The organism is Pseudomonas fjordensis (assembly GCF_976987115.1).
This window is the reverse complement of record NZ_OZ336860.1, coordinates 768908-785000: the sequence shown is the minus strand read 5'-3', so window position 1 is coordinate 785000 and position 16093 is coordinate 768908. Positions and strand designations below refer to the sequence as shown.

Genomic DNA, 16093 nt, shown 5'->3' with positions numbered 1-16093 from the left:
GTATTAGTCCAGGTGGTCGCCTTCGCCACTGGTGTTCCTTCCTATATCTACGCATTTCACCGCTACACAGGAAATTCCACCACCCTCTACCATACTCTAGTCAGTCAGTTTTGAATGCAGTTCCCAGGTTGAGCCCGGGGATTTCACATCCAACTTAACAAACCACCTACGCGCGCTTTACGCCCAGTAATTCCGATTAACGCTTGCACCCTCTGTATTACCGCGGCTGCTGGCACAGAGTTAGCCGGTGCTTATTCTGTCGGTAACGTCAAAATTGCAGAGTATTAATCTACAACCCTTCCTCCCAACTTAAAGTGCTTTACAATCCGAAGACCTTCTTCACACACGCGGCATGGCTGGATCAGGCTTTCGCCCATTGTCCAATATTCCCCACTGCTGCCTCCCGTAGGAGTCTGGACCGTGTCTCAGTTCCAGTGTGACTGATCATCCTCTCAGACCAGTTACGGATCGTCGCCTTGGTGAGCCATTACCTCACCAACTAGCTAATCCGACCTAGGCTCATCTGATAGCGCAAGGCCCGAAGGTCCCCTGCTTTCTCCCGTAGGACGTATGCGGTATTAGCGTCCGTTTCCGAACGTTATCCCCCACTACCAGGCAGATTCCTAGGCATTACTCACCCGTCCGCCGCTCTCAAGAGAAGCAAGCTTCTCTCTACCGCTCGACTTGCATGTGTTAGGCCTGCCGCCAGCGTTCAATCTGAGCCATGATCAAACTCTTCAGTTCAAACATCTTTGGGTTTTTAAGAAACCCTAAACTTGGCTCAGCAATCGTTGGTTACATCTTTGATTTCTCGCGGAGTAACTTGTGATGCTGATAATCTTGTTGACTATCAGTCTGACTCCACAAGCACCCACACGAATTGCTTGATTCAGTTGTTAAAGAGCGGTTGGTTAAGATCTTTCGTCTCAACCGAGGCGCGCATTCTACAGCAGCCTCATTTGCTGTCAAGTGGTTATTTTCAGAAGTTTTCGAAGATTTCTTCAACAACTTCAACCACTTGCGCTTTCGATCTCTCGTAAGCGGGAGGCGAATTCTACAGCGTTACACGCTGCTGTCAACACCTCTTTTTCAACTTCCTTTTGGCTTCGATGAACTGAAGCAACTTGCTGTCGAGAACTGCGTAACTCATTGTTTACCAAGGAGTTTCCGTTTCGACTGCGCCGGAAGTGGGGCGAATTATAGGCTTCCAGAATCTGCCGTCAACCTTCTTTTTCACATTTCTGTCATATAAGTCAAAAACGCCCCAATAACGCAAAGGCCGGCCCCAAGGGGCCGGCCTTCTACCTACCGAGCCTTACAGGCTAGGGAAGGCGAATTGCGACGCTTCATGGCTGGCTCGTTGCGGCCACCGCTGAGTGATCGCCTTGCGACGGGTATAGAAACGCACCCCGTCCGGCCCATAGGCATGCAAGTCGCCAAACAGCGAACGTTTCCAGCCGCCAAAGCTGTGATACGCAACCGGCACTGGCAGTGGCACGTTAACCCCCACCATGCCGACTTCAATCTCATCACAGAACAGGCGCGCCGCTTCACCGTCACGGGTGAAGATGCACGTACCGTTGCCGTATTCATGATCGTTGATCAACTGCATCGCCGCTTCCAGGCTATCCACCCGCACTACGCACAGTACCGGCCCAAAGATCTCTTCTTTATAGATACGCATCTCAGGCGTGACGCGGTCAAACAGGCTACCGCCGAGGAAAAAACCTTGCTCATGCCCGGCAACACTCAAGCCACGGCCATCAACGACCAGTTCTGCACCCGCCGACACACCGTCTTCTATATAGCCACTGACTTTATCCCGCGCCTGTCCCGTCACCAGCGGGCCCATGTCCAGGCCGCAAGAAGTGCCCGCACCAATCTTCAACGCCTTGACCTGCGGCACCAGCTTGGCGATCAACGCATCCGCTACCTGGTCGCCCACGCACACCGCCACCGAGATCGCCATGCAACGCTCACCGCAGGAACCATAAGCTGCGCCCATCAGGGCACTCACCGCGTTATCCAGATCGGCATCCGGCATCAGCACCGCGTGGTTCTTCGCCCCGCCCAGCGCCTGCACACGCTTGCCGCGCTTGGTCGCTTCGGAGTAGATGTACTCGGCAATCGGCGTCGAGCCTACAAAGCTCAAGGCTTTGACTTCCGGCGCTTCGATCAGCGCATCCACCGCGCCCTTGTCGCCATGCACCACGCTGAGCACGCCTTTAGGCAGCCCGGCTTCCTGCAACAGCTGCGCGATCAACAGCGTCGAACTCGGGTCGCGCTCTGAAGGTTTAAGGATGAAACAGTTACCGCAGACAATCGCTAGCGGGTACATCCACAGCGGCACCATCGCCGGGAAGTTGAACGGGGTGATACCCGCCACCACGCCCAACGGCTGGAAGTCCGACCACGCATCGATGTTCGGCCCTACGTTGCGGCTGTATTCACCCTTGAGAATCTCCGGCGCCGAGCACGCGTACTCCACGTTCTCGATCCCACGCTTGAGTTCACCCGCAGCGTCTTCCAAGGTCTTGCCATGTTCTTCGCTGATCAACTGCGAGATCCGTGCTTCGTTCTGCTCCAGCAGTTGCTTGAAACGGAACATCACCTGGGCACGCTTGGCCGGCGGCGTATTGCGCCAAGCCGGAAACGCCGCCTTGGCTGCGTCAATCGCCTGTTGAATGGTTTCACGGCTGGCCAACGGCACCTGGTGAATCACCTGGCCGGTAGACGGGTTATAGACGTCGGCACTACGACCGCTGTCGTTGACCAGCTCACCGTTGATCAAATGCTGGATAAGGCTCATGCAGGGCTCCTGAAAAATTGTTCTATATAGAAGGAGAAATCAGTCGATCTTGTTCAGCACTTCGCCGACCGCGTCAAACAGACGGTCCAGGTCCTGCGGCTTGCTGTTGAAGGTTGGCCCGAACTGCAGGGTGTCGCCGCCAAAGCGCACATAGAAACCGGCTTTCCACAACGCCATGCCGGCCTCGAATGGGCGCACGATGGCATCCCCATCACGCGGGGCAATCTGGATCGCACCGGCCAGGCCGTAGTTGCGAATGTCGATCACATTCTTGCTGCCTTTCAAACCGTGCAGCGCATTCTCAAAATGCGGCGCGACTTCAGCCACGCTCTGCACCAGGTTTTCTTTCTGCAACAGGTCCAATGCCGCCAGGCCCGCCGCGCAAGCCACCGGGTGCGCCGAGTAGGTGTAGCCGTGGGGGAATTCCACGGCGTATTCCGGCGTCGCCTGGTTCATGAAGGTCTGGTAGATCTCGCTGCTGGCAATCACCGCGCCCATCGGGATAGCGCCGTTGGTGACTTGCTTAGCGATGCACATCAGGTCCGGGGTCACGCCGAAGCTGTCGGCACCGAACATCGAGCCGGTGCGGCCAAAGCCTGTGATCACTTCGTCGAACACCAACAGGATATTGTGCTGGTCGCAAATTTCGCGCAGGCGCTTGAGATAACCCTGCGGTGGCACCAATACGCCAGCGGAACCGGCCATCGGCTCGACAAACACGGCGGCAATGTTCGACGCGTCATGCAGCTCGATCAGCTTGAGCAACTCATCGGCCAAGGCAATACCGCCCTGCTCCGGCATGCCCCGAGAGAAAGCATTGCTGGCCAGCAAGGTGTGAGGCAGGTGGTCAACATCCATCATCGCCTGGCCAAACAGCTTACGGTTACCGTTCACACCGCCCAGGCTGGTACCGGCGATGTTCACGCCGTGGTAACCCCGGGCGCGACCAATCATCTTGGTCTTGGTGGCCTGGCCTTTTAGGCGCCAGTAGGCCCGCACCATCTTCACCGCCGTATCGGCACATTCAGAGCCCGAATCGGTGAAGAACACATGATTGAGGTTGCCTGGGGTCAGGTCGGTGATCTTTTCCGCCAACTGAAAGGACAACGGATGACCGTATTGGAACCCTGGGGAGTAGTCCAACGTGCCCAATTGCTTGGCGACCGCTTCCTGGATTTCCTTGCGCGTATGCCCGGCGCCACAGGTCCACAGGCCCGACAACGAATCATAGACCTTGCGCCCCTTGTCATCGGTCAACCAACTACCTTCGGCGGCCACGATCAGACGTGGATCGCGCTGGAAGTTGCGGTTGGCGGTGTAAGGCATCCAGTGCGCATCCAGCTTCAATTGGCTGGCCAGGGACGATGGGGCGTTTTCGGGCATGTTCATCAGCAAAACCTCGCAGGGCAAAAGGCAGCGTCGGGATTGAAAAAGCGTTGTTGCAGCTAAATTGCCACGGGGATAAAGTCGGTGAAATCCAACTCTTCTAACCTTCAGTCAGGACTTCACTAAACTATGAGCAGCCGTCGTCCCGACCCTTTGGCGCAAGTCAGTGACTTCGATATTCGCCTGCTGCGCATCTTTCGCAGCGTGGTGGAGTGCGGCGGCTTCTCGGCAGCGGAAACTGTCCTTGGCATCGGGCGCTCGGCCATCAGCCAGCAGATGAGCGACCTTGAACAACGGCTCGGGCTAAGGCTCTGCCAACGCGGCCGCGCCGGGTTCTCTCTGACGGAAGAAGGCCGTGAGGTTTATCAGTCTGCCCTGCAACTGCTGAGTGCCCTGGAAAGTTTTCGTACCGAGGTCAACGGCCTGCACCAACATTTGCGCGGCGAACTGATCATTGGCCTCACCGACAACCTCGTCACTCTGCCCCATATGCGTATTACCCACGCATTGGCGCAGTTGAAGGAACGCGGCCCGGACGTGCAGATCCAGATCCGCATGATCGCCCCCAATGAAGTGGAGCAAGGCGTACTCGACGGTCGCCTGCACGTCGGTGTGGTGCCCCAGGCCAGCGCACTGTCGGGCCTGGAATACCAGCCGCTGTACAGCGAACGCTCCTTGCTCTATTGCGCGGTCGGCCACCCGCTGTTTTACGCCGACAACAAGCAACTGGACGACGAACGCATCGACAGCCAGGACGCCATCGCCCCCACCTTCCGCTTGCCCGCGGAGATCCAGGCCCATTACCAGGCGCTCAACTGCACCGCCAGTGCCTCAGACCGTGAAGGCATGGCGTTCCTGATTCTCACCGGGCGTTATATCGGCTATTTGCCCGATCATTACGCCAGCCTGTGGGTACAACAAGGCCGACTGCGTGCGCTGAAACCGGCTACACGTTTTTACGATTTGAGCCTGGCATCGGTCACGCGCAAGGGCCGTCGCCCTCATTTGGTGCTGGAAAGTTTCCTCGAAAGCCTGGCCGCCACCCGATAAATCGGGCGTCACACAAAAAGCTGAGCACCTGGACAGCTTTTTGCAAGAGCTCAAGGACCTTGAACCGTTCGCCTTGAGTTAACCCGCCATGCCCCCAGAATCCTCCAGCCCCAGCGACCTGATCTACGGCCTCAATGACCGCCCGAAACCACTGCCTGCTCTACTCGCGGCCCTGCAACATGTACTGGCGGCGTTCGTCGGCATCATCACGCCGCCGCTGATCATTGGCTCCACCCTCGGCCTCACCGCTCACCTGCCCTACCTGATCAGCATGGCGTTGATGGTTTCCGGTGTAGGCACCTTCATCCAGGCACGCAGGCCGTTTGGCATCGGTGCCGGCATGATCTGCCTGCAAGGCACCAGCTTTGCGTTTCTCGGCGCAGTCTTGTCGGCAGGCTTTCTGGTGAAACAACGTGGTGGCAGCCCGGAAGACATTCTGGCGATGATTTTCGGCGTGTGCTTCTTCGGTGCGGCGGTGCAGATTGTATTGAGCCGCTTTATCGGCCAACTGCGCCGCGTGATCACACCACTGGTGACCGGCATTGTGATTACGCTGATCGGCATCAGCCTGATCAAAGTGGGCATCACCGACCTGGGCGGCGGCTTCAATGCACCGGACTTCGGCGCCCCCACCAACCTGGCGCTGGGCCTGTTCGTGGTTTTGACGATCATCCTGCTCAACCGCTCGAATACGCCCTGGGTACGTTTGTCGGCCATCATCATCGGCCTGGCCCTGGGCAGCCTGGCAGCGTGGTTCAGTGGCAAACTTGTTCCCCAGGCTTTGCCTGACCTGCCACTGGTCAGCCTGCCCACGCCATTCCGCTTTGGTTTCAATTTCGACTGGAGCGCCTTCCTGCCGATTGCGCTGATTTATCTGATCAGCAGCATCGAAACCGTCGGCGACCTCACCGCCAATTGCATGATTGCCCGCCAGCCCATCAGCGGCCCTTCTTATATAAGCCGGCTCAAGGGCGGCGTGCTCGGCGATGGGGTGAGCTGCATGATCGCCGCCACCTTCAGCGCCTTCCCCAACACCACGTTTGCCCAGAACAATGGCGTGATCCAACTCACCGGCGTGTCCAGCCGTTATGTCGGTTTATACATCGGCGTGTTGCTGTTCTGTCTGGGCCTGTTTCCGCTGATCGGCGCTGTGCTGCAGCAAATCCCCAAGCCGGTATTGGGCGGTGCCACCCTGGTGATGTTCGGCAGCGTGGCCGCGGCCGGCGTGCGCATCCTTGCCCAGGCACCGCTGGACCGACGCAGCATGCTGATCATCGCCACCTCGTTCGGCGTTGGCCTGGGTATCGCCGCGCAACCCAACCTGCTGCACCTGATGCCGACTCTGGTGCAGAACCTGTTCGACTCCGCCATCACCAGCGGCGGCATCACCGCCATTGTGTTGTGCCTGTTACTGCCGGAGGCCAAGGCAAGTACCGCCGCCGCAAACCACAACCCGGAACGCGACAGCCTGGAACCGCTTTGACGGTTTTATTGCATCAGGACTTGTCTGAGGCTTGAGGGTGGGTTATCTGTGCACACGTCGTCTCTATCGATCAGCACGGAAACCTCCATGAGCCTCGAAGTTCCTGCCCACAGCAACCACGTCGGTAAACCCGCCAGCCGCATTCGGCAAAAGAACGAACAAGCGATTCTCCAGGCTGCTGAAGATGAATTCGCGCGCCATGGCTACAAAGGCACCAGCATGAACACCATCGCTGCCAGTGCCGGGCTGCCCAAGGCCAACTTGCACTACTATTTCACCAACAAGCTGGGCCTGTATGTCGCAGTGCTGAGCAATATCCTCGAACTGTGGGACAGCACCTTCAACGCGCTGACCGCCGAAGATGACCCGGCCGTGGCGCTCGCTCGCTACATCCGCACCAAGATGGAATTCTCGCGCCGCCAGCCCCAAGCCTCGCGAATCTTCGCCATGGAGATCATCAGCGGTGGCGAATGCCTCACTGAATATTTCGGCCAGGACTATCGGGCCTGGTTCAGTGGCCGGGCCGCGGTGTTCCAGGCCTGGATCGACGCCGGCAAAATGGACCCCGTCGACCCCGTGCACCTGATTTTCCTGCTGTGGGGCAGCACTCAGCACTACGCCGACTTCGCCACCCAGATCTGCCGTGTTACCGGGCGCACCAAGCTGACCAAGCAGGACATGGAAGATGCTGGCACCAACCTGATCCATATCATTCTCAAAGGCTGCGGCATCAAGCCAGCCCTATAAACGAAGCGATTTATGTCTTTTACGCTCACCGGCTTTTGCGAGTTTCGTGAAGAAATACGCAAAAGCCGCTTTATCACCTTGGCGGCGCCGATTACCAGCCCGCAGGACGCCCAGGCGTTTTTCGAGCAGCACAGCGACCTCAACGCCACGCACAACTGCTGGGCCTGGAAGCTGGGCGATCAATACCGCAGCAGCGATGACGGCGAACCCGGCGGCACCGCCGGGCGCCCGATTCTTGCGGCCATCGAGGCCCAGGGCTTTGATCAGGTGGCCGTCTTGGTAATCCGCTGGTACGGCGGCATTCAACTGGGCACGGGTGGATTGGCCCGCGCCTATGGCGGCGGGGCCAATAAATGCCTGCAGAATGCCGAGCGCATCGAGCTGATCAGCCGCGTCCCCCTGCGTTGCGCCTGTGGCTTCTCCGAACTGAACCTGGTGAAGCTGCGTGTCGCTGAACTCGGCGGGCTTGTGGTGGAAGAAACCTTCACCGCCAACGGCGTTGAGCTGCAGCTCGCACTGGGAGAGGCACACATCGACACCCTGCAAACCCAGCTCGCCGACCTGAGCCGTGGGCGCATCCTGCTCGAACGCTGAAACTGCTACTGTTATGCGCTGAACTCCCTGAACCGCGATTTCAAAGGAAGCCTTTCATGTCTACGCCAAAAACCGCACTGATCATCGGCGCCTCGCGCGGGCTGGGCCTTGGCCTGGTCAAGCAACTGCTCCAGGACGGCTGGGACGTGACCGCCACCGTGCGCGATCCGAACAAGGCCGATGCCCTGAAAGCCGTGGGGCCGGTACAGATCGAGAAGTTGGATATGGACGATCAGCAAGCCGTGATCGCCCTGGCCCAACGTCTGAAAGACCGCACCTTTGACCTGCTGTTCGTCAACGCCGGCGTCAAGGGCCCGGCCAACCAGGAGCCCGGCCACGCAACCCTGGCGGAGGTCGGCCAGCTGTTTTTCACCAACGCCGTGGCGCCGATCAACCTGGCCCAGCGCTTTGTCGGGCAGATCCGCAAAGACACCGGCGTGCTGGCCTTCATGAGTTCGGTACTGGGCAGCGTGACCATTCCCGACGGCTCGGACCTGGCGCTGTACAAGGCCAGCAAGGCCGCCCTCAACTCGATGACCAACAGCTTTATCACGCAACTGGGCGAGCCCAAACCGACGGTGCTGTCGCTGCATCCAGGTTGGGTGAAGACCGACATGGGCGGCGAAAACGCCCACATCGACGTCGAGACCAGCGTGCGCGGCCTGGTGGACCAGGTAAATGCCTACACCGGCAAAGGCGGCCATCACTTCGTCGACTACAAAGGCGACACCATCGCCTGGTAAGTGGCAAAGGGTCGTTATCGACCAATTGCCGTCGATAACGATCCACGCGTAAACTGCCCACCTCGCCCTCCCCGGCGACCCTGGATCAGCAGACAGGGCAACACTGAGCTGGCAAACCTGAACCCATCATTCAGAGGAGCCGGCCAATGCCTGCGACCCGTATCTGGTTAAAAAACCCCCTCGCGATTTTCACTGCCAATGGCCTCGATGCCCGTGGCGGCCTTGTGCTGCAAGACGGTGTCATCACCGAAGTGCTGGCCCAAGGGCAAGCGCCTGCACAACCTTGCGCCCAGGTGTTCGATGCCCGCGAGCATGTGGTGCTGCCTGGGCTGATCAATACCCACCACCACTTCTATCAAACCCTGACCCGCGCCTGGGGCCCGGTGGTCAACCAACCGCTGTTTCCCTGGCTGAAAACCCTGTACCCGGTATGGGCGCGGCTTACCCCGGAAAAACTCGCGCTGGCCAGCAAAGTCGCCCTGGCTGAACTGCTGCTCTCGGGCTGCACGACGGCAGCCGATCACCATTACCTGTTCCCCGATGGCTTGGAAAACGCCATTGATGTGCAGGTCGAGACCGTGCGCGAACTGGGGATGCGCGCCATGCTCACCCGCGGTTCCATGAGCCTGGGCGAAGCCGATGGCGGCCTGCCGCCGCAGCAAACGGTGCAACAAGGCCAGGTGATCCTCGACGACAGCCAGCGCCTGATCCGCGAATATCACCAGCGTGGTGACGGCGCGCAGATCCAGATCGCCCTGGCGCCGTGCTCGCCGTTTTCCGTCACCCCCGAAATCATGCAAGCCAGCGCCGAACTGGCCAACCAGTTGGACGTGCGCCTGCACACCCACTTGGCGGAAACCCTCGATGAGGAAGATTTCTGCCTGCAACGCTTCGGGCTGCGTACCGTGGATTACCTCGACAGCGTCGGCTGGCTCGGCCCACGCACCTGGCTGGCCCATGGCATTCACTTCAACCCGGACGAAATCGAGCGCCTGGGCGCCGCCGGCACCGGCATCTGCCATTGCCCAAGCTCGAATATGCGCCTGGCCTCCGGCATCTGCCCCACCTTGGATCTGCTTGCCGCCGGCGCCCCCATCGGCTTGGGCGTGGACGGCTCGGCATCCAACGATGCCTCGAACATGATCCTTGAAGCGCGTCAGGCCCTGTACATCCAGCGCCTGCGTTATGGCGCGGAAAAGATCACCCCCGAAGGCGTATTGGGTTGGGCCACCAAGGGCTCGGCGCAGTTGCTGGGGCGCACGGACATTGGCGAGTTGGCCGTCGGCAAACAGGCGGACCTGGCACTGTTCAAGCTCGATGAACTGCGCTTCTCCGGTAGCCACGACCCCATTTCCGCACTGCTGCTGTGCGGTGCGGACCGGGCAGACCGGGTGATGATCGCGGGTCAATGGCGGGTGATCGACGGCCAAGTCGAAGGCCTTGACCTCAAGGGCTTGATCGCCGATCACAGCCAGGCAGCGCGCCAGTTGATCGCCGGCACCTAAGCCAGGCACCCATCAAAATGTGGGAGCGGGCTTGCTCGCTCCCACATTGGGTCTGCGACACCTTTCAAATCGGTTACAACCCCAACAGCGACAACATGATAAAAGTCGCAAACAACACAAAATGCGTCATCCCTTCAATCGCATTGGTTTCACCATCGTTGAGGTTGATCGCGCTGACGATCAGCGTGATAAACACCATCACCGTTTGCACCGGCGTCATCGCCATCTGGAACGGCTGCCCGGTATACAGCGCCATGGCTTCCATCACCGGCACCGTCAGAATCACCGTGGACAACGAAGCCCCCAGCGCAATGTTGACCACCGACTGCATGCGGTTGGCCAACGCGGCGCGCAGTGCCGTGAGGATTTCCGGCGCAGCCGAGATTGCCGCCACCACAATCGCGGTAATCACCGGCGGTGCGCCTGTGCCTTCCAGGCCCAGATCGAGGGTCTTGGACATCACCTCGGCCAGTGCGCCAATCACGATCACCCCAAACACCAGGGTCGCAATGGAAAACGTCAGGCTGACAGACGGCGCGTGCTCGTCTTCGGGCTGTTTCTTGCGGCGTTTTTCCGGGTAGCTGTAGCTGAAGAAATAACTGTGCGGCCCCACCTGCATGCGCAGGAACAAGGTGTAAAGCACCACCATCGCGCCAATAGTGAAGGCCGAGTAAATTTTCCAGTCGGCTTCGGGGATAAATTCCGGCACCACCATCGACACCCCCATGGCGGTAAGGATCATCACACTGTAGGTGCGCGCCGAGTCATCGTTGTAGGACTGTTCGCCATGCTTGATGCCGCCCATCAGCGCAGCCAGGCCGAGGATACCGTTGATATCCAGCATCACCGCCGAGTAAATGGTGTCGCGCACCAGGGTCGGTGATGGCTCGTTGCTCATCATGATCGCCAGGATCACCACTTCCACCAATACTGCGGCGAGGGTCAGGATCATGGTGCCGTAGGGGTCGCCGACTTTTTCCGCCAACTGCTCGGCGTGATGAGCCACGCGCATCGACGCCATCACGATAAATGCGATCAGCGCAAAGCCGGCCAGCAGCGCAACCAGTTGGCCGCTGTGGAGCATCCAGTGTTCCAGCGGGTAGGCGGCGATGGCGGCAATCAGCGCCAGCAGCATGAATTTTTCTTGCTTGAGGGATGTGAGCATTCCGGGCCTTTTCGTACAGCGAATCAGTCATTGATGGGGTACAGACTGCGCCGAGCCGCTAACGTTTCGTTACACCTTAGTTCAGGCCGCCCTTGCGTGAGTGACAGAAATACTCTCCTGCTGGTCAGGTTTTGCCGATTATTTCAGCCATGGCCTGTAGAATGCCGCCATTGCACCTGATGAGATTTTAAAAATGTACGATTGGCTCAACGCCCTGCCCAAGGCTGAATTGCACCTGCACCTGGAAGGCTCGCTGGAGCCTGAGCTGCTGTTCGCCCTGGCCGAGCGCAACAAGATTGCGCTGCCATGGAACGACGTCGAAACCCTGCGCAAGGCCTACGCCTTCAACAACCTGCAAGAGTTTCTCGACCTGTATTACAAGGGCGCCGATGTGCTGCGCACGTCCCAGGACTTCTACGACCTGACCTGGGCCTACCTGCTGCGCTGCAAAGCCCAGAACGTGATCCACACCGAACCCTTCTTCGACCCGCAAACCCACACCGACCGTGGCGTGCCGTTCGAAGTGGTGCTCAACGGCATCGCCGCCGCACTCAAAGACGGCGAGCAGCAACTGGGCATCACCAGCGGTTTGATCCTCAGCTTCCTGCGCCACCTGAGCGAAGACGAAGCGCAGAAAACCCTCGACCAGGCGCTGCCGTTCCGTGACGCGTTCGTGGCCGTAGGCTTGGACAGTTCGGAAATGGGCCACCCACCGAGCAAGTTCCAGCGCGTGTTCGACCGTGCCCGTCACGAAGGCTTTTTGACCGTGGCCCACGCCGGTGAAGAAGGGCCGCCCGAGTACATCTGGGAAGCCATCGACCTGCTGAAGATCCAGCGCATCGACCATGGCGTGCGCGCCATCGAAGACGAGCGCTTGATGCAGCGCATCATCGACGAGCAGATCCCGTTGACTGTGTGCCCGCTGTCCAACACCAAGCTCTGCGTGTTCGACGACATGGCCCAGCACAACATCCTCGACATGCTCGAGCGTGGCGTGAAGGTCACGGTGAACTCGGATGACCCGGCGTACTTCGGCGGCTATGTCACCGAGAACTTCCATGCGCTGTACACAAGCCTGGGCATGACCCAGGACCAGGCCAAACGCCTGGCGCAGAACAGCCTGGATGCGCGGCTCGTGAAGCCATAACCGGCAATCATTGGATGAGCGCGGGCTAAATGTGGGAGCGGGCTTGCTCGCGAAGGCGGCGTGTCAGTCAATGCAGTTGTAGACTGTTACACCGCCTTCGCGAGCAAGCCCGCTCCCACATTGGTTTTGCATGGTCCTTTAGATTTCGCTGAGTTCTTCCAGGGTCTTGCCCTTGGTCTCCATCCCAAACACCCACACCACCAGCGCCGCCACCGCAAAGCACAGCGCGCCCAAGGCAAATACCCCGCCCTGCCCGGTTATCGGGAACACCAGCCCGGTCACCAACGGCCCGAGCAACGAGCCAACCCGCCCAATCGCCGACGCAAACCCCGAGCCGGTCGCACGTGCCGAGGTGGGATACAACTCCGGCGTGTAGGTGTACAGCACCGCCCACATGCCAAACAGGAAGAACTGCATCAACAACCCCGAGGTGATCAGCAGGCCCACGTTGCCGCCAAACACTGCGCTCTGCCCATACAGAAACGCCATCACCCCGCCGCCCAATAAGGTCACCACGCACACGGGCTTGCGCCCCCAGCGCTCGACCAACCACGCGGCCATCAAAAAGCCTGGGATCCCGCCCAGGGAAATGATCACCGTGTAATACACCGACTGGGTCACGGCAAAACCCGATTGCTGCAACAACGCACTCAACCACGACGTCAACCCGTAGAACCCGAGCAGGGCGAAGAACCACACACTCCAGATCATCATCGTGCGCTGGCGGTATTGCGCCGACCACAGTTGCTGGAACGCAGAGAAAAACGTCCCCGGTGCACTCTCGATCCGTGGCAGGGCAATCGGCTCCGGCAAGTCGGCGCGGCCCAGGGAATCGCGCACTTTCTGCTCGATGCCCAGCAACACCTTGTCCGCCGCCTCATGGCGCCCAGCCTGTTCCAGCCAGCGCGGTGACTCTGGGATAAAGAAACGGATAGCCAACACAAACACCGCCGGTATCGCCAGCACCAGGAAGATGTCGCGCCAGCCAATTACCGGCAACAAGAAGTAAGACAACACGCCCGCCGCCACAAAACCCAATGGCCAGAAACCATCCATCAAGGCGATGTAACGCCCGCGCCGCTTGGCCGGAATCAGCTCCGACAGCATCGACTGGGCAATGGGAAACTCCATGCCCATGCCAATGCCCAGCAAAATCCGGAACAACGTCAGCGTCTCCACCGTCTGCGCCGTGGAACACAGGTAGCTCGCCAGGCCCCAAAGTACGATGCTCCACTGGAACACCGGCTTGCGCCCGAAGCGATCAGCAAGCATCCCGGACAGCGAGGCGCCCACCACCATGCCGAAAAAACTCGAACTGGCCAGCAACCCGGCCTGGGCCGTGCTCAGGCCAAACTCGGTTTTGATCGAGCCCAACAGGAAGGTCATCATCGCCAGGTCCATGGAGTCGAAAAAAAACGCCAGGGCGATGATGATGAAAATGACTCGGTGGTAACCGCTGATGGGCAACCGTTCCAGGCGTTCCGCCGCGCTATAACCCTGCCTACCCATGCCGCACCACTCGTATGAAAAATCCCCCTTACGAGTGTGCGGCATCATTTATGCCGGCTATTGCTGGATGCGACCTGACAACACCTGAGAACGACGCCAGCACCTGTAGGAGCGAGCTCGCTCGCGAAGATCGTCAACGTTAACGCGGGGCTTCTGGATAAAACGCGGCGCACTCACGTTTTTCGCGAGCAAGCTCGCTCCTACAGTTTGGCGATGCGGGCTATGTGCTCAAGCCCCACATCAGTGACAGACAAGGCCCGAGATTCATTGATCACGCCGATCCAGTTCGCCTGCAGAAACAGCTGCATCAAGCCCGCCCCCAACGCACCGCCCAGGTGGGGTTGTTGCTGGCTCCAGTCGAAACAGTCGCAGGCCAGCGGCGTTGCCAGTGCCTGGGTGAAAATGCCCAGTTCCGCCAACGCCTGCACACCCTTGGGCGTCACTTCGGTACGCGGTTCATGGCGCTCGATCCATCCGGCCTCCAGCATCCGTTGATACAACTGCGCCGCCAGCTCGCCGCCGAGGTGGCCGTGGCACCAGCGGGCGCGGCGCAGCAACGGCGGTGCCCGCAGCGCCGGCGGCAACACATCCGGGGTGCTGCGGGCCGCGCTGGCCATGGTGGTGCTGGCCAACGCATCGATGGCGGCACTGACATCGGCGGCTGCTACCCGAAACAGGCGCTGGCCCCGCCGCGCCTCGATCCGCAACAGGCCGCTGCCGGTCAGCCGCGCCAAATGGGCATTGGCTGACGCCGGCGACAACTCGGCCAGAGCCGCCAGTTCTTCTGAAGACTTCGCCGAACCGTCCATCAAGGCCCAGAGCATGGCCGTGCGTTTAGGCTCGGCGAGCAAGCTGGCGATCTGACTGATGCAAGGTGCTGCTCCCATGTATTCACTCCCTGTTAAACCATTTTTTCTGCTGCGGTTGACGCCCAAGTATAGGTGCGCAGGCCATAGGTTCCGCGGCGTCTGACAGTGCAGATCAGGACAGGATATGAGTGAAACTTCCGAGCGTGGCGCAGGCTATTGCCGAGAACCCATTCACCCCGGTCGCTGCGCGGTCAATGTCGCACAACGGGACACGAGCATGTCCCGCAGCAGATTGATGGGTTTACTCAATTGCGCACGGTGGGCGCACAGCAAGTTGAGCGGTGTGCGCTCGCCCTGCAGTTCCGGCAAGATCAAACGCAAGCGCCCGGCCAGTACATCGGTGCTCACATCCAGCCACGACTTGTAGGCAATGCCCATGCCCGCTACCGCCCAGCGGCGCACCACATCAGCGTCATCGCTGAAGCGATCACCGCTGACCGTCAGGCTTACATGACGCTTGCCATCGTAAAAACCCCAATGGTCGTGGACGCGGCTGCCGAGCATGTACAGCAGGCAATTGTGCTGGGCCAGTTGCTCCAGATGGCGCGGCTCGCCATGCCGGGAGAGGTAACTGGGCGCGGCGCAGAGTACGCGAATATTGTCCGGGGCGATGGGCAGTGCAATCAGGCTGGAGTCTTCGGGTTCGCCGTAGCGCAGGGCAATGTCCACGGGCTGGCGGAACAGGTCGGCGATGCGATCACCGAGCAACAGGCGCACGTTCAGTTGCGGGTGCTCCTGCTGGAAGGCGTCCAGCCACGGCAGCAGCTGGTTGCGGCCGAAATCCGAAGGTGCCGACAATTGCAACACACCGCTGACGTGATCCTGGCCACTGGCCAATAGGCGCCGCCCTTCATCCAGCGCACTCAATGACGCCCGCGCGTACTCCAGGAAGCCCTCGCCTTCGGCCGTCAGGCGCAGGCTGCGGGTTGAGCGCGCCAGCAAGCGCGTGCCCAGTTGCTGTTCGATACGCTTGAGCGCGGCGCTGGCCACCGCCGGCGACAAATCCATAACCCGCGCCGCAGCCGACAGGCTACCCAAGTCTGCGGCGCGCACAAACAACTGCAAATCATCAAAACGCAGCATGCA

At 59.8% G+C, this 16093-nt stretch carries 13 protein-coding genes and 1 rRNA gene (1 of these 14 only partly in view); 7 read left to right on the top strand and 7 right to left on the bottom strand.

The features are described from left to right. From ACWHXD_RS03335 to aptA, 3 genes are all read right to left on the bottom strand, one after another. Window positions 1-744: ribosomal RNA gene (locus tag ACWHXD_RS03335) — 16S ribosomal RNA — on the bottom strand; it reaches 793 nt to the left of the window's first position. A gap of 571 nt (window positions 745-1315) precedes the next feature. After that, on the bottom strand, window positions 1316-2809 hold the full coding sequence (locus ACWHXD_RS03330; protein WP_138763417.1) for a CoA-acylating methylmalonate-semialdehyde dehydrogenase: 1494 nt from the start codon (window positions 2807-2809) through the stop codon (window positions 1316-1318). Window positions 2810-2848: 39 nt separating this feature from the next. After that, window positions 2849-4198 carry an omega-aminotransferase AptA gene (gene aptA, locus ACWHXD_RS03325; protein WP_003188272.1) on the bottom strand — a complete coding sequence of 450 codons (1350 nt, stop codon included), beginning with the start codon at window positions 4196-4198 and terminating at the stop codon, window positions 2849-2851. 126 nt (window positions 4199-4324) lie between these two features. Here aptA and ACWHXD_RS03320 point away from each other — a divergent pair, with 126 nt between their 5' ends. From ACWHXD_RS03320 to ACWHXD_RS03295, 6 genes are all read left to right on the top strand, one after another. Then, window positions 4325-5245, top strand: coding sequence for a LysR family transcriptional regulator (locus ACWHXD_RS03320; protein WP_003188270.1), 921 nt, complete (start codon window positions 4325-4327; stop codon window positions 5243-5245). An 88-nt stretch (window positions 5246-5333) separates the two neighbouring features. Then, the gene (locus ACWHXD_RS03315) at window positions 5334-6728 is read left to right on the top strand and encodes a uracil-xanthine permease family protein (protein ID WP_138763418.1); all 1395 of its coding nucleotides are present in this window, start codon (window positions 5334-5336) and stop codon (window positions 6726-6728) included. An 87-nt stretch (window positions 6729-6815) separates the two neighbouring features. Beyond that, window positions 6816-7475, top strand: coding sequence for a TetR/AcrR family transcriptional regulator (locus ACWHXD_RS03310; protein WP_098949658.1), 660 nt, complete (start codon window positions 6816-6818; stop codon window positions 7473-7475). Between the two features lie 12 nt (window positions 7476-7487). Next, window positions 7488-8069: an IMPACT family protein gene (locus ACWHXD_RS03305; protein WP_014716775.1), complete on the top strand. Its 582-nt coding sequence runs from the start codon at window positions 7488-7490 to the stop codon at window positions 8067-8069. A gap of 56 nt (window positions 8070-8125) precedes the next feature. Further along, window positions 8126-8812: an SDR family oxidoreductase gene (locus tag ACWHXD_RS03300; RefSeq protein WP_003188266.1), complete on the top strand. Its 687-nt coding sequence runs from the start codon at window positions 8126-8128 to the stop codon at window positions 8810-8812. A 146-nt stretch (window positions 8813-8958) separates the two neighbouring features. Next, window positions 8959-10317 (top strand): 8-oxoguanine deaminase, encoded by a 1359-nt coding sequence (locus ACWHXD_RS03295; RefSeq protein ID WP_032893722.1) that lies wholly within the window; start codon window positions 8959-8961, stop codon window positions 10315-10317. Between the two features lie 73 nt (window positions 10318-10390). Here ACWHXD_RS03295 and ACWHXD_RS03290 read toward each other — a convergent pair whose 3' ends face one another. Further along, on the bottom strand, window positions 10391-11482 hold the full coding sequence (locus ACWHXD_RS03290; RefSeq protein WP_003188263.1) for a calcium:cation antiporter: 1092 nt from the start codon (window positions 11480-11482) through the stop codon (window positions 10391-10393). Window positions 11483-11675: 193 nt separating this feature from the next. On the opposite strand from ACWHXD_RS03290, the gene ACWHXD_RS03285 reads away from it, so the two are divergent. Then, entirely contained in the window at window positions 11676-12629 is a 954-nt protein-coding gene (locus ACWHXD_RS03285) for an adenosine deaminase (RefSeq protein ID WP_003171521.1), read from the top strand. Between the two features lie 138 nt (window positions 12630-12767). Here ACWHXD_RS03285 and ACWHXD_RS03280 read toward each other — a convergent pair whose 3' ends face one another. The 3 genes from ACWHXD_RS03280 to vimR form a co-directional block, all read right to left on the bottom strand. Further along, a complete protein-coding gene (locus ACWHXD_RS03280) occupies window positions 12768-14138 on the bottom strand; it encodes an MFS transporter (protein ID WP_138763420.1) in 1371 nt (456 codons plus the stop codon). Window positions 14139-14338: 200 nt separating this feature from the next. Next, the gene (locus ACWHXD_RS03275; protein WP_138763421.1) at window positions 14339-15025 is read right to left on the bottom strand and encodes an ArsR/SmtB family transcription factor; all 687 of its coding nucleotides are present in this window, start codon (window positions 15023-15025) and stop codon (window positions 14339-14341) included. 153 nt (window positions 15026-15178) lie between these two features. Continuing rightward, window positions 15179-16090, bottom strand: a complete 912-nt coding sequence (gene vimR, locus ACWHXD_RS03270) for a transcription regulator VimR (protein ID WP_138763422.1) — start codon at window positions 16088-16090, stop codon at window positions 15179-15181. Window positions 16091-16093: the final 3 nt, after the last annotated feature.